At 69.9% G+C, this 17,131-nt stretch carries 13 protein-coding genes; 2 read left to right on the top strand and 11 right to left on the bottom strand.

Annotated elements, in window-relative coordinates; translation table 11 throughout:
• Positions 1-69: 69 nt before the first annotated feature.
• Entirely contained in the window at positions 70-231 is a 162-nt protein-coding gene (locus tag ACTWQO_RS27490) for a hypothetical protein (protein ID WP_443240048.1), read from the bottom strand.
• Positions 232-342: 111 nt separating this feature from the next.
• On the opposite strand from ACTWQO_RS27490, the gene ACTWQO_RS27485 reads away from it, so the two are divergent.
• Positions 343-1,500 carry a M48 family metallopeptidase gene (locus ACTWQO_RS27485; RefSeq protein ID WP_443240047.1) on the top strand — a complete coding sequence of 386 codons (1,158 nt, stop codon included), beginning with the start codon at positions 343-345 and terminating at the stop codon, positions 1,498-1,500.
• 64 nt (positions 1,501-1,564) lie between these two features.
• Here the strand turns inward: ACTWQO_RS27485 and ACTWQO_RS27480 are convergent, their stop codons facing one another.
• The 5 genes from ACTWQO_RS27480 to proB all read right to left on the bottom strand — a co-directional run bounded on the left by ACTWQO_RS27480 (position 1,565) and on the right by proB (position 6,470).
• Positions 1,565-2,635 carry an SCO2583 family membrane protein gene (locus tag ACTWQO_RS27480; protein ID WP_443240046.1) on the bottom strand — a complete coding sequence of 357 codons (1,071 nt, stop codon included), beginning with the start codon at positions 2,633-2,635 and terminating at the stop codon, positions 1,565-1,567.
• A 100-nt stretch (positions 2,636-2,735) separates the two neighbouring features.
• A complete protein-coding gene (locus tag ACTWQO_RS27475; RefSeq protein WP_443240045.1) occupies positions 2,736-3,311 on the bottom strand; it encodes an SCO2584 family spore wall biosynthesis protein in 576 nt (191 codons plus the stop codon).
• Between the two features lie 105 nt (positions 3,312-3,416).
• Entirely contained in the window at positions 3,417-4,703 is a 1,287-nt protein-coding gene (locus ACTWQO_RS27470) for a glutamate-5-semialdehyde dehydrogenase (RefSeq protein WP_443240044.1), read from the bottom strand.
• A gap of 86 nt (positions 4,704-4,789) precedes the next feature.
• The gene (locus ACTWQO_RS27465; protein ID WP_301987333.1) at positions 4,790-5,242 is read right to left on the bottom strand and encodes a hypothetical protein; all 453 of its coding nucleotides are present in this window, start codon (positions 5,240-5,242) and stop codon (positions 4,790-4,792) included.
• Positions 5,243-5,363: 121 nt separating this feature from the next.
• Positions 5,364-6,470, bottom strand: coding sequence for a glutamate 5-kinase (gene proB, locus ACTWQO_RS27460; protein WP_443240043.1), 1,107 nt, complete (start codon positions 6,468-6,470; stop codon positions 5,364-5,366).
• A 204-nt stretch (positions 6,471-6,674) separates the two neighbouring features.
• Between proB and ACTWQO_RS27455 the strand changes: the two genes are divergently transcribed.
• The gene (locus ACTWQO_RS27455) at positions 6,675-8,093 is read left to right on the top strand and encodes a polysaccharide pyruvyl transferase family protein (RefSeq protein ID WP_443240042.1); all 1,419 of its coding nucleotides are present in this window, start codon (positions 6,675-6,677) and stop codon (positions 8,091-8,093) included.
• A 118-nt stretch (positions 8,094-8,211) separates the two neighbouring features.
• Here the strand turns inward: ACTWQO_RS27455 and ACTWQO_RS27450 are convergent, their stop codons facing one another.
• The 5 genes from ACTWQO_RS27450 to ACTWQO_RS27430 all read right to left on the bottom strand — a co-directional run bounded on the left by ACTWQO_RS27450 (position 8,212) and on the right by ACTWQO_RS27430 (position 17,011).
• A complete protein-coding gene (locus ACTWQO_RS27450; RefSeq protein ID WP_443240041.1) occupies positions 8,212-9,420 on the bottom strand; it encodes a glycosyltransferase family 2 protein in 1,209 nt (402 codons plus the stop codon).
• A gap of 204 nt (positions 9,421-9,624) precedes the next feature.
• Positions 9,625-11,658, bottom strand: coding sequence for a hypothetical protein (locus ACTWQO_RS27445; protein WP_443240040.1), 2,034 nt, complete (start codon positions 11,656-11,658; stop codon positions 9,625-9,627).
• Between the two features lie 122 nt (positions 11,659-11,780).
• Positions 11,781-13,277 carry a bifunctional cytidylyltransferase/SDR family oxidoreductase gene (locus tag ACTWQO_RS27440; protein ID WP_362935551.1) on the bottom strand — a complete coding sequence of 499 codons (1,497 nt, stop codon included), beginning with the start codon at positions 13,275-13,277 and terminating at the stop codon, positions 11,781-11,783.
• 410 nt (positions 13,278-13,687) lie between these two features.
• Positions 13,688-15,238 carry an alkaline phosphatase D family protein gene (locus ACTWQO_RS27435; RefSeq protein WP_443240039.1) on the bottom strand — a complete coding sequence of 517 codons (1,551 nt, stop codon included), beginning with the start codon at positions 15,236-15,238 and terminating at the stop codon, positions 13,688-13,690.
• Positions 15,239-15,532: 294 nt separating this feature from the next.
• The gene (locus ACTWQO_RS27430; RefSeq protein WP_443240038.1) at positions 15,533-17,011 is read right to left on the bottom strand and encodes an FG-GAP-like repeat-containing protein; all 1,479 of its coding nucleotides are present in this window, start codon (positions 17,009-17,011) and stop codon (positions 15,533-15,535) included.
• Between the last annotated feature and the right edge of the window lie 120 nt (positions 17,012-17,131).

Raw genomic sequence — 17,131 nt, 5'->3', positions numbered from 1 at the left:
CCCGGCGGCCCTCACGCCGACTCCGCCGTCGGTACTCGGCAGGCGGGCCGACGGAACTTCCCGGCCGTCTCAGTCGTCCTTTTGTTTGTACCCCCGCAGCAGGAACCACGCGGTCAGGACACAGCCCAGCACCATCACGATCAGTACGACCCGGAGCAGATTCCCCGCCCCTTGCTGTTCGGCGGCGTTCGCGGCTCCGGTGAGCCAGGCGGACGCGGGGCTGTGCTCCATGACGGACTCCTTCGCTGTACTGCCCGTCCACGGTATATCCGCCTAGGCTGGGCTCTGCTTCGGGGGCGCAAAGGGCCGCACAAGGGTCCGCAAAGGGCCACACACACGCACATGGGGGAAGACATGTCCGACGGCCACGAGCACAACGGGCACGAGAACGTGCCGAGCAGGCAGCGCAGGCGCTTCCCTGGAATCTCCTCGCGTGCGTACGAGCATCCGGCCGACCGCTCCGCCCTGGTGGCGCTGCGCAAGCTGAGCGGCTTCGACACGGTCTTCAAGGCGCTCAGCGGTCTGCTGCCCGAGCGCAGCCTCAGGCTGCTGTTCCTGTCCGACTCGGTGCGCGTCTCGGACCAGCAGTTCGCACACCTCAACGACATGCTGCGGGACGCCTGTTACATCCTGGACCTGGAGAAGGTCCCGCCGATGTACGTCAACCAGGACCCGCAGCCGAACGCGATGTGCATCGGCCTGGACGAGCCGATCATCGTCGTCACCACCGGCCTCGTCGAGCTGCTCGACGAGGAGGAGATGCGGGCGGTCATCGGGCACGAGGTGGGCCACGCCCTGTCCGGCCACGCCGTGTACCGGACCATCCTGCTGTTCCTGACCAACCTCGCGCTCAGGGTCGCCTGGATCCCGCTGGGCAACCTGGCGATCATGGCGATCGTGACCGCGCTGCGCGAGTGGTTCCGCAAGTCGGAGCTGTCCGCGGACCGCGCGGGCCTCCTGGTCGGCCAGGACCTCACGGCCTCGATGCGCGGCCTGATGAAGCTGGCCGGCGGCAACCACCTGCACGAGATGAACGTGGACGCGTTCCTGAAGCAGGCCGAGGAGTACGAGGCGGGCGGCGACCTGCGCGACTCCGTGCTGAAGATCCTGAACGTGCTGCCCCGCTCCCACCCCTTCACCACCATCCGGGCGGCCGAGCTGAAGAAGTGGTCGGAGTCCCGCGACTACCAGCGGATCATGGACGGCCACTACCCGCGGCGCAGCGAGGACAAGGACACCTCGGTCTCGGACTCGTTCCGGGACTCGGCGTCGCACTACGCCACGCACGTCAGGACCTCCAAGGACCCGCTGATGAAGCTGGTCAGCGATCTCGCCGGCGGGGCGGGGGACCTGGGCGGCCGGGTGCGCCGCGGCTTCAGCGGCTTCGCCGGCCCGGCGGGCGGCTCGGCCGAGTCCACGCCGAAGGACCAGCCTCCGCGCGACGACAGCACGGGCCCGGACGGCGACGACAGCACGGGCCGGGACGGCGACAACCGCTGACGAACCGCTGACGTCACCGAGGCAGCCCAGCCACTGCGGGCCGCTGAGACCGCGGCTCCGGGGTTCACACCTTCGGCTGCGCGCTCTGCGCCAGCGTCCCGCACAGCGCCGTCGCGCTGCCCGTGGCGTAGGGGTCCGTGCCGGCCGGGCCGCCGCCCTTGGCGGTCTGGCCGGCCAGCAGCGGGCGCAGATGGTTCGTGGAGTCGTCCGCGCAGGAGACCGGCCCGGCCTGGACGTAGGAGACGGCCAGCTGGGCCTGCTGGAGGCGCAGGTCGTCGCGGTCGAAGCGGAAGTGCAGCTCACGGCGGACGGTGAACAGCGACGCCTCGGCCTTCTCGCCGGCGCCGGTGGGCCGTAGCGCGTACACGAAGGTGTGGTCCGAGGTGACCTCCAGCGTGGACGAGTCGGCCTCGGCCGCATGCAGGCTGCCCTGGACGCGGATCTTGTCGTCGGCCAGCTCGACCCTGTTCGGATCGAAGCGAACCAACCATCCGGTCGGCGCATGCCTGCCGTCGGCGGTCGGCTGCCGGAAACTCTGGTCGAACTGGTCGAGTTGGTCGGGGGCGACCAGGACCCGCACGGGCCGGACCTGTCCGCCGGTGAGCACCTCCGGGTAGAGGGAGGAGCGGACGAGGTAGTCCTTGGCGGTGTTCAGGGCGCTTACGACCTGGCTGTCCGAGAAGTGCTCGGTGCGCCGGGTGGCGGGCAGTGGTATGCCCTCGGCGCCGACGCGGTACTGCGCGGCGGGGCTGTGCGCGAACAGCTCCTCGGGGTCGGCGGCGCCGGGCACCTTGCCCTGCGGAGCGAGCGGGATGACGGTCATCCGCAAGGGCTCGGCGGGCTGCCGGGTCGGCGGGGTCTGGTAGGGGTGTCGTACGCCCATATAGATCGCGGTGCCGAAGGCGACCGCGATCAGCAGGACCAGGATCAGCGCCTGCCGGGACAGGCCCCGGCGCACCGGCGGACGGCGCCGTACGGCGGGTGCGTGGTCGGCCATGCGCTCCTGTGCGGAGAACTCCTGGAGGCGGGCAGCCCGGACGAACGACTCGTCGAAGACGACGGATCGGTATTCGTCCTCGCCACCTCCGGGGCCGCCCTCGGGTGTCCCCTCGGGTGGGTCTGAAGGCCCTCCCATATCTTCAGAGTAGGTCTCCGGAAGGCCCGGTAAACGCCCTGGTACACGACAAGTTCTGACAGGTTCTCACCAGGATGGTCAGGGTCTGTCCGGGCAGGTGTCAGGGGGTGCGCGGGGTCGCGGGGACCGGTGGCTGGGAATAGCTGGCGGAAGCGGAGGGTGCCGCCGCACTGCCCTGTTCGAGGCCGGTGGAGGCGGGTGGCGGGACCCTGTCCCGGTTACCCGAGGACGCGCCCCGGTAGACCGCCGTGAAGGCCAGCGCGACCATGCCGATGCCCATCAGGATGGCGAGCATCCAGGCGACCGGGCGGTGCCAGCGGACCTGCTTGCCATAGGTCCCCGGAGCGCCGTAGCGGCCGTTGAGGGTGTCGGGGTCGTCCAGGTCGTCGAAGTCCGGATCATGGCCGAAACCGCCGCGATCGTCGGGGCCGTAGCCGTCGTCGTAGCGCTCGCCTCTGCGGTGGGCCCGGCGGGCCTCTGCCTCGGAGGCCTCGGCTCTGGCCTGGGCGGCGGCCAGGAGGCGTTCGACGGCGGTCGGCTCGTGCACCACGGCCGCCCGCACGAAGGCCTCGTCGAAGACCACGGAGGCGAACTCTTCGTCCGACACCCCGCGGTCGTGGTCGTCGTCGGGCTCCCAGCCGTCAGGGAACGGCGTGCCCCCCACGTCCTCCGGCACGGATCCAGAGTAGACCTGGGGGGTCAATTTGGGCAGACGGTATGGAAATTCATCCGCCTTGTGAGACAGCTCTCGTGACGGCATCGGCGCGAGCCGGGGGCGCGCTCAGCGCCGTACGTGCCCGTCCCCCGTGACGATGTACTTCGTGCTGGTCAGCTCCGGCAGGCCCATCGGGCCGCGTGCGTGCAGCTTCTGCGTGGAGATGCCGATCTCCGCGCCGAAGCCGAACTGGCCGCCGTCGGTGAAGCGCGTGGAGGCGTTCACGGCGACCGTGGTGGAGTCGACCAGCTGGGTGAAGCGGCGGGCGGCCTGCTGCGAGGTCGTCACGATCGCCTCGGTGTGACCGGAGGTCCACAGCCGGATGTGCTCGACGGCCTTGTCGAGGGAGTCGACGACCGCCGCGGCGATGTCGTACGACAGGTACTCGGTCTCCCAGTCCTCCGGCGTGGCCTCGACGACCGTGGCCTTGGAGTCCTTCGCGTACGCCAGCACCCGCTCGTCGGCGTGCACGGTGACCCCGGCCTCCGCGAGGGCGTCCAGGGCGCGTGGCAGGAACTCCGGCGCGATGTCCTGGTGGACCAGGAGCGTCTCGGCGGCGTTGCAGACGCTGACGCGCTGCGCCTTGGAGTTGATCAGGATGTCGATGGCCATGTCGAGGTCGGCGTGCGCGTCGACGTAGACGTGGCAGTTGCCGGTGCCGGTCTCGATGACCGGGACGACGGACTCCTGGACGACCGTCTGGATCAGCGAGGCACCGCCGCGCGGGATCAGTACGTCGACCAGACCGCGCGCACGCATCAGCTCGCGCACGCTCTCGCGGCTCTCGCCGGGCACGAGCTGGACGGCGTCGGCGGGCAGCCCCGCACCGCCCACGGCGTCGCGCAGCACCCGGACCAGGGCACTGTTCGACTCGTACGCGGAGGCGGAGCCCCGCAGCAGCACGGCGTTCCCGGACTTCAGGCAGAGGGCGGCGGCGTCCACGGTGACGTTCGGGCGGGCCTCGTAGATGATCCCGACGACGCCGAGCGGGACGCGGACCTGGCGCAGGTCGATGCCGTTCGGGAGGGTCGAGCCGCGGACGACCTCGCCGACCGGGTCGGGCAGGGCCACGACGTCCCGCACGTCGGAGGCGATCGCCCGGACCCGCTCCGGCGTCAGCGTCAGCCGGTCGACGATGGCCTCGCTGGTGCCGGCCTCACGGGCCTTGGCGATGTCCTTTGCGTTGGCCTCGACGATCTCGCTCGTACGGACCTCCAGCGCGTCCGCGATGGCGAGCAGCGCGTCGTCCTTCTCGGCCCGCGGCAGCGGCGCGAGGTCGGCTGCGGCGGCCTTGGCGCGGTAGGCGGCCCGGGTGACCGGGGACATCGAGTCGTACGGCGAAAGCGTGGTCATGAGGGAAGCGTAGTGCGCCGGACGGGCGCGTCCGGCAGTCATCCCAAACCCCGAGACAAGCCGCCCAGACTCGGCAAAACGACCGCTCAATACGGGTGGACGCCTACCGGTGACGCCGGTGGCGGTCCGTACCCCTCCGCGATCCGCTGGTGGTAGGTCTCGCGGTCGATGACCTCCAGGCCGACGATCTCCCAGGGCGGCAGCCCCGCGGACTGGCGGTGTTCGCCCCACAGGCGCAGCGCGACGGCGGCGGCGTCGTGCAGGTCGCGGGCCTCTTCCCAGTAGCGGATCTCGGCGTGGTCGACCGCGTAGCGGCTGGTCAGCAGAAAGGGGTGGTCGTGGGCGAGCTGCTCGAGGCAGCGCCGTACCTCCTTCAGCGGGGTCTCGGCGCCGGAGACGCTCAAGGTGACATGCCACAGGCGGGGCGCGTCCTTGGGCTCCTCGTACCGGTCGCCGGCCGCGACGCTGGTCAGGGCGCGCTCCTCGCCGCCCGCGCGGGAGGGAACACCGTCGCGGGACGCCGCCGCCCCAGGGCGCACTCGTCTCACGACGGCCTCCTTACGATGGTCGTGCGGAATGGGTCCCCAAGGGATTGGTCCTTAAGACAAAGTTGAGCAGGCCGCAAGCCGCCGCGGGGCTGTTTTGCGCAACGGTCACCTTTTACGGGTGCAGGATCACGAGGTCGTCCCGGTGTACGACTTCGCGTTCGTACGCCGGGCCCAGTTCACGGGCGAGTTCCCGGGTCGAGCGGCCGAGCAGCTGGGGGATCTCCTTGGCGTCGAAGCTGACCAGCCCGCGGGCCACCGCACGCCCCGCGGTGTCGCGCAGCTCGACGGGGTCGCCCGCGCTGAACTCGCCCTCGACGGCGGCGATTCCGGCCGGCAGCAGCGACGTGCGGCGCTCGACGACCGCCCGCACCGCCCCGTCGTCCAGGGTCAGCGAGCCCTGCGGGGTGGACGCGTGCTGCAGCCACAGCAGTCGGTCGGCGGAGCGCTTGCCGGTGGGGTGGAAGTACGTGCCGGTGTCACCGCCGGACAGCGCCTCGGTGGCATGGATGGCGCTGGTCAGCACGACGGAGATGCCGGCCGCAGCGGCGATGCGGGCGGCCTCGACCTTGGTGACCATGCCGCCGGTGCCGACTCCGGCCTTGCCCGCGCTGCCGATCTCCACGTGCGCAAGGTCCGACGGCTCACGCACCTCCGCTATCCGCGCGGTACCCGGCTTGCTCGGGTCGCCGTCGTACACGCCGTCGATGTCGGAGAGCAGCACCAGCAGGTCGGCCCGTACGAGGTGGGCGACGAGGGCGGCGAGCCGGTCGTTGTCGCCGAAGCGGATCTCGTCCGTGGCGACGGTGTCGTTCTCGTTGACGACCGGCAGGGCGCCCATCGCGAGGAGCTTGTCGAGGGTGCGCTGCGCGTTGCGGTGGTGGGCGCGGCGGCTCATGTCGTCGCTGGTCAGCAGCACCTGGCCGACGCGGACGCCGTAGCGGGCGAAGGAGGCGGTGTAGCGGGCGACGAGCAGCCCCTGGCCGACGCTGGCGGCGGCCTGCTGCCGGGCCAGGTCCTTGGGGCGGCGGCGCAGGCCCAGCGGGGCGAGTCCGGCCGCGATGGCGCCGGAGGAGACGAGGACGATCTCCCGCTCCCCGCCGCTGCGGCACTTGGCGAGGACGTCCACGAGTGCGTCGACGCGGTCGGCGTCCAGGCCGCCGGACGCGGTGGTCAGCGACGAGGATCCCACCTTGACGACGATCCTGCGGGCCTCGCTCACGGCCTGCCTTGCCCCTGCCACTTCGCTTTCCGTCCCCTCGCACTCGGCTGTCCGCAATCTACGCGAAGGGGGCCAGGAACCGCGCATCGATATCAGTCCCTGGACGTGCGTCCGGTAACCGTGTCCTCACAGGTCGCACACGGTAAAAAGGTTGTACCGGTTGCTTCTAGTAATCAAACGCCATGCAAATTTAACGTGAACGCCGTGCCACCTAAAGATCGCCACGGCGCCTGCGTGCAGCGCATTCTGCTCCGTTCCGGGAAGAGCCCGTACGACGTCGTCCCCATCGAGGAAGCCCTCCACCGGGACGTGTTCGCCACCAACTCCGGCAACCTGATCTTCAGCGACGCCGCGCACAAGATCCTCGAGACACCGGATACCGAGGTCGTCTCCAACGGCATCCGTACGGACGTCTCCGCGGCGGCCCGGATCAACGAGGAGTACGACGCCTTCGTCGTGCCGCTGGCCAACGCCTTCCGGCCGTCGTTCGAGCCGCAGTTGAGGCGGCTGACGCGGCTCATTGCCCAGCTGCGGATCCCGGTCGTCGTGATGGGTGTCGGCGCGCAGACCGGGCTGACCTACGACCCGGCGCGGCTGAAGCCCATCGAGCCGGCCGTGCGCGAGTTCGTCTCGGCGGTGCTGGACCGCAGCGCCTCGATCGGCGTGCGGGGCGAGTTCACGGAGACGTACCTCAAGGACATGGGGTTCAGGGACGTCGAGGTGATCGGCTGCCCGTCGCTGTTCCTCCACGGCAAGGAACTCGCCGTGTCCAAGCGGCAGCCGGAGCTGTCCGCCGCATCCCGGATCGCCGTCAACGGCTCGCACAGCGCGGTACGGTCGCAGGGCCTGGACCGGATCATCCGTCACGCCCACGAGCGCTACCCGCATCTCCGGTTCATCGGCCAGAACCTCAGCGACGCACGGCAGTTGCACTGGCGGGATCTGTCGGACCCCAACGGCCGGATCACCGCGATGCCGACGCACCCGGACCATCCGATGTACCGGGAGGACAAGGTCCGCGTCTACGTCGACCCGGTCACGTGGATCGACGATCTGCGCCCGTTCGACTTCTCCTTCGGCTCCCGTATCCACGGCAACATCGCGGCGCTGCTGGCCGGCACGCCCGCGACCGTGCTGTGCGGTGACTCGCGCACGCTGGAGCTGTGCCGCTACTTCGGCATCCCGCACCGCAGGATCGACCAGCTGCCCGAGGACCCCGGAGCCACGGACCCCGCGCGGCTGTACGAGGAGGCCGACTTCACCGAGCTGACGGGCGGCCACCCGGAACGCTTCGAGCGGTTCACGGCGTTCCTGGACCGCAACGGACTGCGGAACACCTTCACGCACGGCGACGGCGGCGCGGCCTTCGAGGAGCGCATGCGCGCGCTGTCCTTCCCGGCCGGCATCCGCCCCTGGAACGACACGGACATCGCCTCGCTCACCTCCCGGTTCGGCTGGCTGCACAGCCGTATCGCCGAACTGGCCGCGGACAACGCCAAGTTGAAGCGGGAGCTCAAACGCTCCGCCAAGCCTGCCGTGACGCCGCCCCCGACCTCGGTCTACCGCAAGGCCCGGCGGGTCGTTGGTCGGCCGATCCGCCGGGCGCTTCAGTCGGGACGCTGAGCTTCGCTGGGGTCCGGTGTTCGTCCGCGGGTCCGTTGTGGCTGGTCGCGCAGTTCCCCGCGCCCCTACGGGGCGCGGCTGAACCGCAGCTGACTTCGCGCCGGCCCCGCAGGGAGTGTCAGGCCGCCGTCCGCATCCCGGATGCGGGCAGCACTCGGCGTACCCGGCGGATCACCTTGCGGGCGAATGAGTCGGCGCCGCCCTCGCGGTAGCCGGGGAAGACGCGGGCCTCGCGGGGTTCTGCGAGGTAGACGGAGTCGGGTATGGCGGCCGTGCGGTCGCGGAAGAGGGGGTAGGCGAGGTAGACGCGGCGGCCCTTCTTCTCCAGCAGGGCGGCGGCCTGCTTCTTCGCCCGGAGGAACTCCAGGACCTCGACGAGGAGTTCGGACCGCTGCCCGGCCACCAGGTGCAGCCGCAGCCGCTCCTCGACCTTGAGGCGGCGGGCGACCTCTTCGGTCCAGTAGGCCTCCATCAGCGGCTTGGCCAGCTCCATCTTGTGGAGCCGTACCTCCTCGCTGTCCTTGAGGTACTTGGGGCCGAACTGCGGCAGCAGCGTGATCAGGAAGGGCCGGACCATGAGCGTGTCGCGGCGCGGGCCCGCCGGAACGAGATCGGCGATCAGGCGCATCAGGGCGCGGGCGGAGTCGAAGCGCAGGGTGTAGCCGCCGCTCTTCGTCACATGCTTGCCGTCGTCACGGCCGACCAGGTAGTAGCAGACGTAGTCCGCGACCACCGAGACGCCGTCGGCCCGCAGATACGCCTCCATCGTGAACAGCGCGTCCTCGCCGGTCCACAGGGACTCGTCGAACCGCATGCCGTGCCGGTCCAGCAGCGCGCGGCGGAACAGCTTCTGGGCACTGAGCGTGAACTTGATGTTGGAGGAGTAGACGTCGGTACGCTCCAGCGTCTTGCCCCACATCGACCTGGGCGGCTTGCGGTTGATGCCCTCGACCTTGCCGAGGACGACGTCCGTGCCGTTGCGGTCGGCCATCGCGACCATCCGCTCCAGGGCCTCGGCGCCCAGCCGGTCGTCGGCGTCGAGGAAGAAGACGTACCGCCCGGACGCCTTGGCCAGCCCGACGTTGCGCGGGCCGCTGGGGCCGCCCGAGTTCTCCTGCCGGATCACGGTCACGTGCATCGGCGCGCGGGCCGCGAACTCCTCCAGATACTCCCCCGTGCCGTCCGTCGAACCGTCGTCGACCGCGATGACCTCGATGCGCTCCGGGTCGATGGTCTGTGCCTCGACGGATGCCAGGCACTCGACCAGATACGGCATCGCTTCGTACGCCCCGATGATCACGCTCACATCAGGCTGCGCCACGGTCACGTTTTCCCCCTCGCTAACGGGACATTCCCCCCGTATCTCTTTATTCGCAACCTTGTAGACGGGCGAGCAAGTGAAGCGGTTGCCTCAAGACCATGAATTAGTGACCTACGTCATACGAATTCCAGGTGACGTCTGTTCATCGGGCACGGAAAGGGCCCCCGAGGATTCGCTCCTCGGGGGCCCTGTCGGGCTTGTGACGGTCGGTCAGCCCGTCAGCTCCGCCTCCGTCGCCGCGATCCGTGACTCCTGGCCGAGGTTGCGGGTCTGGGCCTTCAACGCCAGGTTCGCCACGGCGGTGTTGAACTGGTCGATGGATGTCGGCTCGTCCGGGCCGAGCAGATACCGCTTCAGCTCCTTGCGGTCCGCGGCCAGCGGGTCGGCCGCTGCGTCGCGGACGGCGGCCAGCAGCCCGCCCAGCTCGGCGGCGCTGTTGCTGAGGATGACGGCGGCGCGCACGGCGGTGTTCTGCCGCTTGAACTCCTCCTCGCCCAGCTCGGCCGAGTCGGTGACCGCGTACGGCTTCCCGCTGGCGATGAAGTCCGAGACCACGCTGGAGATGTCGGAGACCATCGCGTCGGAGACGTTGAAGCAGTCGTACAGGCGCGGTTCGGCGCCCGTGATGACGCGGTGCTCATGGGCGGGGAAGGAGCGCCAGTAGGCGTCGTTCCACTCGGCACGCAGCCGGGCGATCTCCTCGTGCTGGGCCACGTCGACCACGCCGTCCCGGGTGGCCTCGGCCTCGTCGCGCTTCTCGGCGCCGGTGCCGGACAGCTCCGCGATACGGGCCTCGATGCGGGCCAGCTCGGCCTTGGCGGCGTCCTGCGCGGCGGCATCCACCGGGCCCCGGGCCCCGGCGGCGGCCTTCTCGACCAGCGCGGTGATGCGCTGGTGGGCGGCCTTGGCCACGGCGCTGCGGGTGCCGGTGAAGGGATGCGGCTTGTACAGGACGCGGACCGGCGGGTCGGCGGTGATCAGGGTGCGGACGATGTTCTCGCCGGCGAGCAGGATCGAGGTGTTGCCGGGGTTGTCGTCCCAGCCCTCCCAGGTGGGGGCGTAGAGCACCGTCGGGATACGGCCCTCCGGCACGCCCTGCCACGTCTCGATCGGCGCCAGCTGCGGGCGGCCGACCTCCACGATGTCCTCGTCGCGGACCCCGACGTCGGCGATGGCGTAACGGTCGCGGCCCGCGCGCCCGGCGGTCCACACCTCGTCGTACACCTTGCTGAACGGGTTGACGCTGGCCAGCTTGTCGCTGTCGCCGTGGCCGATGAAGACGTGCTTCATGGTCGGGACGCGCAGCATGTGGATGTTCTTGCCGACGTTCGCCGCGTACAGCGTGACGCGCACCGTGGAGAGGTCCATGTTCATCAGGTGCACCCCTCCGGGCACGCAGATGACGGGGACCGTGGTGGGCGCCATCCGTTCCAGTATGGCGCGCTCACGCAGGATGATCAGCGGCCTGGAGTCCAGCTGCTCCATGGTCTCCAGCCACATGTTGACCTGGTACGCGGAGTCCTTGGACCCGGAGAAGTACAGCGCCGTCTCCGGCCGGTACTCGCCCAGCCAGTCGTCGACGGCGGCCAGCACCTTCTCCGCGTTCGGCGGGATCTTCGAGCCGCGGACATAGGGCACCAGCGCGAGGACGTACAGGCAGCCCAGGAACAGCGTCACGCCGATGCCGATGAAGCCGGCCGCGGCCGACTTCATGCCCGCGGAGACGATCACGCCGGTGACGGCCGCGAGGTCGAGGTGGAGCATCTTCTCGGCGGAGCGGTGCAGCAGCGGGCGCGGCGGGGCGTCCGGGATGCGGATGCGGGAGGCCAGGTCGACATTGCGGGTGGCGACCGGCATCCGGCGGCGGTTGCGGATGAGGGTGACCAGCGCGCCGTGCGGGGCCTGGAGGCCGTAGAAGGCGATGAAACCCGCGACCGCACCGTAGAAGATCAGGTCGTCCGCGAGGGAGAGGCGGGCCAGCAGCAGGACCAGCAGGAGCTGCCGGATCAGGAAGCGGATCGACAGACCCGCGCGCACCTTGCTCAGGCGGTTGATCAGATAGCTGCCCTTGTGGTGCAGATAGTGGTCCGCCAGATACGTCACGGCGGCCGCGGCCGCGAAGGCAGGAACGCTCGGGACGAGCGCGGCCAGCATGAGCGCCGGGAAGCCCAGCATCATGAAGGCCGCCGCGGCCAGCTCGGCCGCGCTGCCCACCCGGGCGACGCGAATAGCGGTGGAAATCACGGAGAAACCTGCTCCTGGAGGGGGAATGCCGGTTTTGTTCTGTACGGCTTCAGGCCTCTGTGAACACCCCGTAAATGGGCACCCACAAAGGCCTGAATTCAAGATCTACTAGGCGGTAATTATTACACGCCGTCCTGGCGGTCGAGGACCGAGGCCAGCGCCGCATCGAAGCCGGAGGCCTTCGCCGCGCCCGCCGTCGGGTCCTGCTGGCGGACGTCGATGACATGGCCGGTCAGCTCGGACAGCAGCACGTCGAGCGAGGTACGGGCGACGGCCTCGGAGGAGAGCAGGCTGCCCGCGGGCTCCTGGCCGAAGGCCTTGGTGCGCATCGGGGTGGCGGTGCGCTCCGGGTTGATGCAGTTGACGCGGATGCCGTCGCCGGCCCACTCGTCGGACAGGGCCTGGGTGAGGTTCACCATGGCGGCCTTGGTCGAGGAGTAGAGGCTGTACTCGGCACGGCCGCGGGTGTAGCTGCTGGAGGTGTAGAGCAGCAGCTGGCCCTTGGTCTCCGCGAGGTACTTGTACGAGGAGCGCGCGATCTGCACCGGGGCCAGGTAGTTGACCTTCAGCGCTTCCTCGATGGTGGCGTTGTCGGTCTCGGCGAGCTTGCCGATGCGCAACACGCCCGCCGTGTTGACGACGTAGTCGATGCGCCCGGTCTCGGCGTACGCCTTGGACAGCGCGTCGTCGACCTCCTCCGGGTTCTCCACATGCGTGCCGGTGGTGGAGCGGCCCAGCGCGTAGACGTGGGCACCGTACGCCTGCGCGAGTTCGCAGATGTCCTTGCCGATGCCGTACGAGCCGCCGAAGACGACGACCGTCTTGCCGCCGAGCAGCTCACGGTAGGCCTCCTCGCCGAACTGCTCGGGCGTGGCGGTGGAGGCCAGCTGGAACAGCTTGTCGGCGATGAACACGTCGACGGGCTGGGTGACCTTCATGTTGTACTCGTCGCCCGCGACGACGTGGATCGGCACGTCCGGCAGATAGCGCAGGACCACCGTGCAGTCGTCCGTGGCCTGGAAGTTGGGGTCGCCGGCCGCGACCTCGTAGGCCCGCTTGATCGTGGACAGCTTGAACGCCTGGGGCGTCTGGCCGCGGCGCAGCCGGGAGCGGTCCGGGATCTCGGTGATGAACTCGCCGTCCTCGCCGTGGGTGCGGGTCACGATGATGGTGTCAGCGGACGGGATGGCGACGTCGACGGCCTGGTAACGCTCCAGCGCGGTCACGCAGTCGTCGATCACGCGCTGCGACAGCAGGGGGCGTACGGCGTCATGGAACAGGACATTGCGGTCCTCGCCCTCGGCCAGGCCCTCGCTGAGCGCCTCGATGGCGCGCTCCGTGGTCTCGTTCCGCGTGGAGCCGCCCTCGATGATCCTGGAGACCTTCTGGAATCCGGCCTTGGCGACGATCTTCTCAATGTCCGGCACATAGCCCGGCGCCATCAGGACGATGACGTCGTCGATCGAGTCGGCCTTCTCGAAGGTGGTCAGGGTGTGCTCGATGACTGCCTTGCCGGCGATCTTCAGCAGCTGCTTGGGGATCGAGAGACCCACACGCTGGCCGGTGCCACCGGCCAGGATCACTGCGGTGGTACGGGGCTTGGCATTGTGCTGTGACACAGGTGACCTACCTTGGGGCGACTGGGGACTTCGAAATGGTCCCACTTGTGGTTACCGCAGTGCAAGGTGAGCGACCTCCACTGCATATGTGCGCGCAACCTGGCATTCACCTTGCAGGCCTGGTCATGGACGCGGAGGTTCCATGAACCCCCGGGCAATTGCTGTGAGTAACTCCACAGGTGATCGGCGTTGCGGAGCGTGACATCGGACGGCTCAGCGCCTCCGCAGCCCCACCGCGGAGTGCGGATCTTCACGTCATCGGGGCCGGGGACGCACGTGTTCTTCATATGCATCACGGCGCCATATCGGACGGGCCGCGAATAGAACTCGCCGGAAGTCCGCTGCTCCGGAATTCCACATTAAGAAGAGCCTGGAACTCTGCTGAGTCCCAGGCTCTCCTCTGCGAACGGTTACACCACGTGGACGCCCGGCTTCCCGGACTCCACTCGCAGCTTGGCAAGCGTGCTCGCCGCCGCCGTCGGCTGCCGCACCGTGTCCACGACCCGCACCTGCGCGTCGATCCCGTCGCGGCGGAGGTCGAAGAGGTGGTAGCCGCGGTGGGCGTCGAGCAGCTTCCAGTGCGGGTTGTCCGGCATCCGCGGGTCCCACTCCTTGCGGAAGGCCGCCTGGTCCTGGTCGCCGTTGCTGGAGATGGACGTGCCCACGAACTCGGCGCCGACGACGTCGGAGTCCGGGTCCGCGTAGTCCTTCTTCAGGTCGCTGATCATCGTCAGATGGCGGTCACCGGTGAGCACGACCGGGTTGCGGACCTCGGCGAACTCGGCCATCAGCGCGTTGCGTTCGACCTGGTAGCCGTCCCAGGCGTCGTAGAACCACTGCTTGCCGTCGCCGATCAGCAGATCCGTCTCGGCGACCATTATCTGCGAGGCGACCAGGTTCCAGCGGGCGGGCGAGCCGTGCAGCCCGCCCAGCAGCCACTGCTTCTGCTCGGCGCCGAGCATGGTGAGCGACGGGTTCTTGGCGGCTTCCTGGCTGGTCACCTGGTCGCTGCGGTACTGCCGGGTGTCCAGCACATTGAGCCGGGCGAGACGGCCGAACTCCAGGCGGCGGTACATCTGGATGTGCGGTCCGCTGGGGATCGCGCTCGCCCGGACCGGCATGTGCTCGTAGAACGCCTGGTAGCCCGCGGTCAGCCGGGCCACGAACGCGTCGTGGGTCTGCTTGTCCGGGTCCTGCGGGATCTCGCCGGCGAAGTCGTTGTCGATCTCGTGGTCGTCGAAGCTGACCACGAAGGGCGCGCTCGCGTGCATCGCCGCGAGATCGGGGTCGGTGCGGTACTGCGCGTACCGGTTGCGGTACTGGGTGAGGCTGTACGGCTCACCGGTCCCCTCGTGTTTGCGCAGCGCCGTCGCCGACGGCGTCGACTCGTAGATGTAGTCACCGACGAACACCACGACGTCCGGGTCCTGCGCGAGCATGTCGGCGTACGGCGTGAAGTAGCCGTGCTGCCAGTTCTGGCAGGAGGCGAGCGCGACGCGCAGTTGTCCGCCGGAGCTGAGGCGGGAGGGCGCGGTGCGGGTGCGGCCGACGGGCGAGAGCTGGCCGGAGGTGCGGAAGCGATACCAGTACGTACGGCCCGGGCGCAGTCCCCGTACATCGACGTGAACGCTGTGCCCGTACTCGGGCCGGGCCTGGGCGAGCCCCCGGCGCACTCCCTTGCGGAACCGCTCGTCCTCGGCGATCTCCCACTCCACCGGCACGGTGCGCGCGGGCATACCGCCGCCGTTCAGCGGGTCGGGGGCGAGCCGGGTCCACAGCACGATGCCGTCGGGCAGCGGGTCACCGGAGGCGACGCCGAGGCTGAACACGCCGCCGGGAAGCGGGGTTTCGGCTGCTCGGGCCGCCGACGGCAGCCACAGCTGGGCGGAGGCGGCGGCGCCCAGGACGGCGGCGCCCGCGGTCAGAAAGCGGCGTCGGTCGGGGGATACGGCTGGGGTCATGCGCGAACTCCCTTGCCTCGCTGGCCTCTTGGACACTGCAAGGCTCACGCTTCCGGGCGGTCCACCCGTTGAACAGAGGGGTTCGCGTGCATGACAAATAGGGAGACAAGAGGAGACCCGTTGCGGCATGGATGGAGAAACGACGGAAGTGATCGCGCCGTAACGCCCTGATGGGCCGTCAGGCGATGAGGGCAGCGCCCCGAAGGGGCGCGGGGCCGTATCGATTTGCGGCTCCGCCGCGTGGGCGCGACCAGCCCCCACGCACCCGCAGACGAAGGACGGCCCCGCGGAGCGCTACCGCGCGAACTCACCGCCGAGGTTCGCGTCCGCCGGCTCAGCGCCCAGCGTCCCCGCGCCGAAGCTGAGGGAGCCGGTCGCGGTCGGGCCGGTGGCGGTGGAGCGGAAGGCCCAGACGGCGCCGTCGCCCTGGTTCTCGCTCGCGGCGCCGGCGTACAGCTCGGCCCGGCCGTCGCTATCGGTGTCGACCAGCGCGGTGCGGGCGCCGAAGTAGTCGTTCTGCTCCGCCGTGCCGGGCACGTTCGCGGTGTTCTGACTGAAGGACTTCGCGCCGGTCCCGGTGAGCCCGGCCGCACTGCCGCGCAACACGTTCACCTGGCCCGCCGCGATCACGCTGCCGAGATCCTCGCCCGCCGAGCCCGCGGCGACATCCGCGTAACCGTCGCCGTCGACGTCGGCCACCGCGACGTCCGAGCCGAACAAGTCGCTGTACTCGGCGGCGCCGGGCACGCCCGGGGTGTCCTGCGTGACGGTCGTCGTACGGGAGGTGTCGGGGCCGGCGGCCGAGCCGTACACGACGCCGACCTGACCGCCGATCAGCTGCGGATCGACGTCCGGGACCTCGCCCCACCCGTCCTTGGTCCGGCCGACGACGACATCGCCGTACCCGTCCTTGTCCACATCGCCGACACCCACGCTCTCGCCGCCGCGCATCACGGTCCCGTCGGGGTTCTTCAGGGTGACCGGGGCGGACAGGCCGTCCGGGGTACCGCGCAGGTGGACGGCGCGGCGGTTGAAGGCATCCGGGTCGTGCGTGTCGCTGTCGCTGGGGTCATGGATGAGCGCGACGAGGTCCGTGACGCCGTCGTGGTCCACGTCGCCGGCCGCCATGTCGTCCGTGACGTAGGAGGCGTCGAGCTGCAGGGCGGTGACGCCGGCCGCACCCGTCGTACGACTGAAGGGCCCGGCCAGAACGCGGTCGGGCGTGGCGATGTCGAGGTGGCCGTCGCCGTCGAAGTCGCCCACGGCGGTCCGGACGTCGAGGTCGTCGGTCTGTTCGCCGGTCGCGACCCCGGTTCCACCGGACAGCCCCTCCGATCCGCCCCAGAGCACCGCGAGCGTGCCCGGGTCGCGGACCTCCCCGACATCCTCGCCGGAGGAGCCGACCACGAGGTCCGCATAGCCGTCGCCGTCGAGGTCACCGGTGGCGAGGCTGTCGCCGTAGTAGTCGTCGGCCTCGGCGACACCAGGCACACCGGGGCTGTTCTGGCTGATGACCTGCCGGTGCGCGAGGTCGAGCCCCTCGGCCGAGCCGTACACCACGGCGACGTACCCGGCACGCACCTTCCCGTCGACCTTCGCGCGGGGCGCGGCGACGGCGACGTCCTGATATCCGTCCCCGTCGAAGTCGCTGCGCAGCTTCACCGCGGTGGGCTGCGCCTCGGCCGCCGTCGCGGTCACCGGCGCGATGACGGCAGCGGCGACGGCGATGGCAGCGGCAAGTCCGATACGACGGAACGACGTGCGGTAACTCATGAGGCTCCTGGGGCAGGGGGTAGAGCTGTCACTTTCTACGACCCACCCACAAGCCACGGGGTTGCCCCGAAGCAGCGCCAACTTTCCCCGCCGTTAACCAAATTCGCCAGCCGACGCCCC

The sequence above is a fragment of the Streptomyces sp. 4N124 genome (assembly GCF_052245395.1).
Classification (GTDB): domain Bacteria; phylum Actinomycetota; class Actinomycetes; order Streptomycetales; family Streptomycetaceae; genus Streptomyces.
This window is presented reverse-complemented; position numbering and strand designations above follow the sequence as displayed.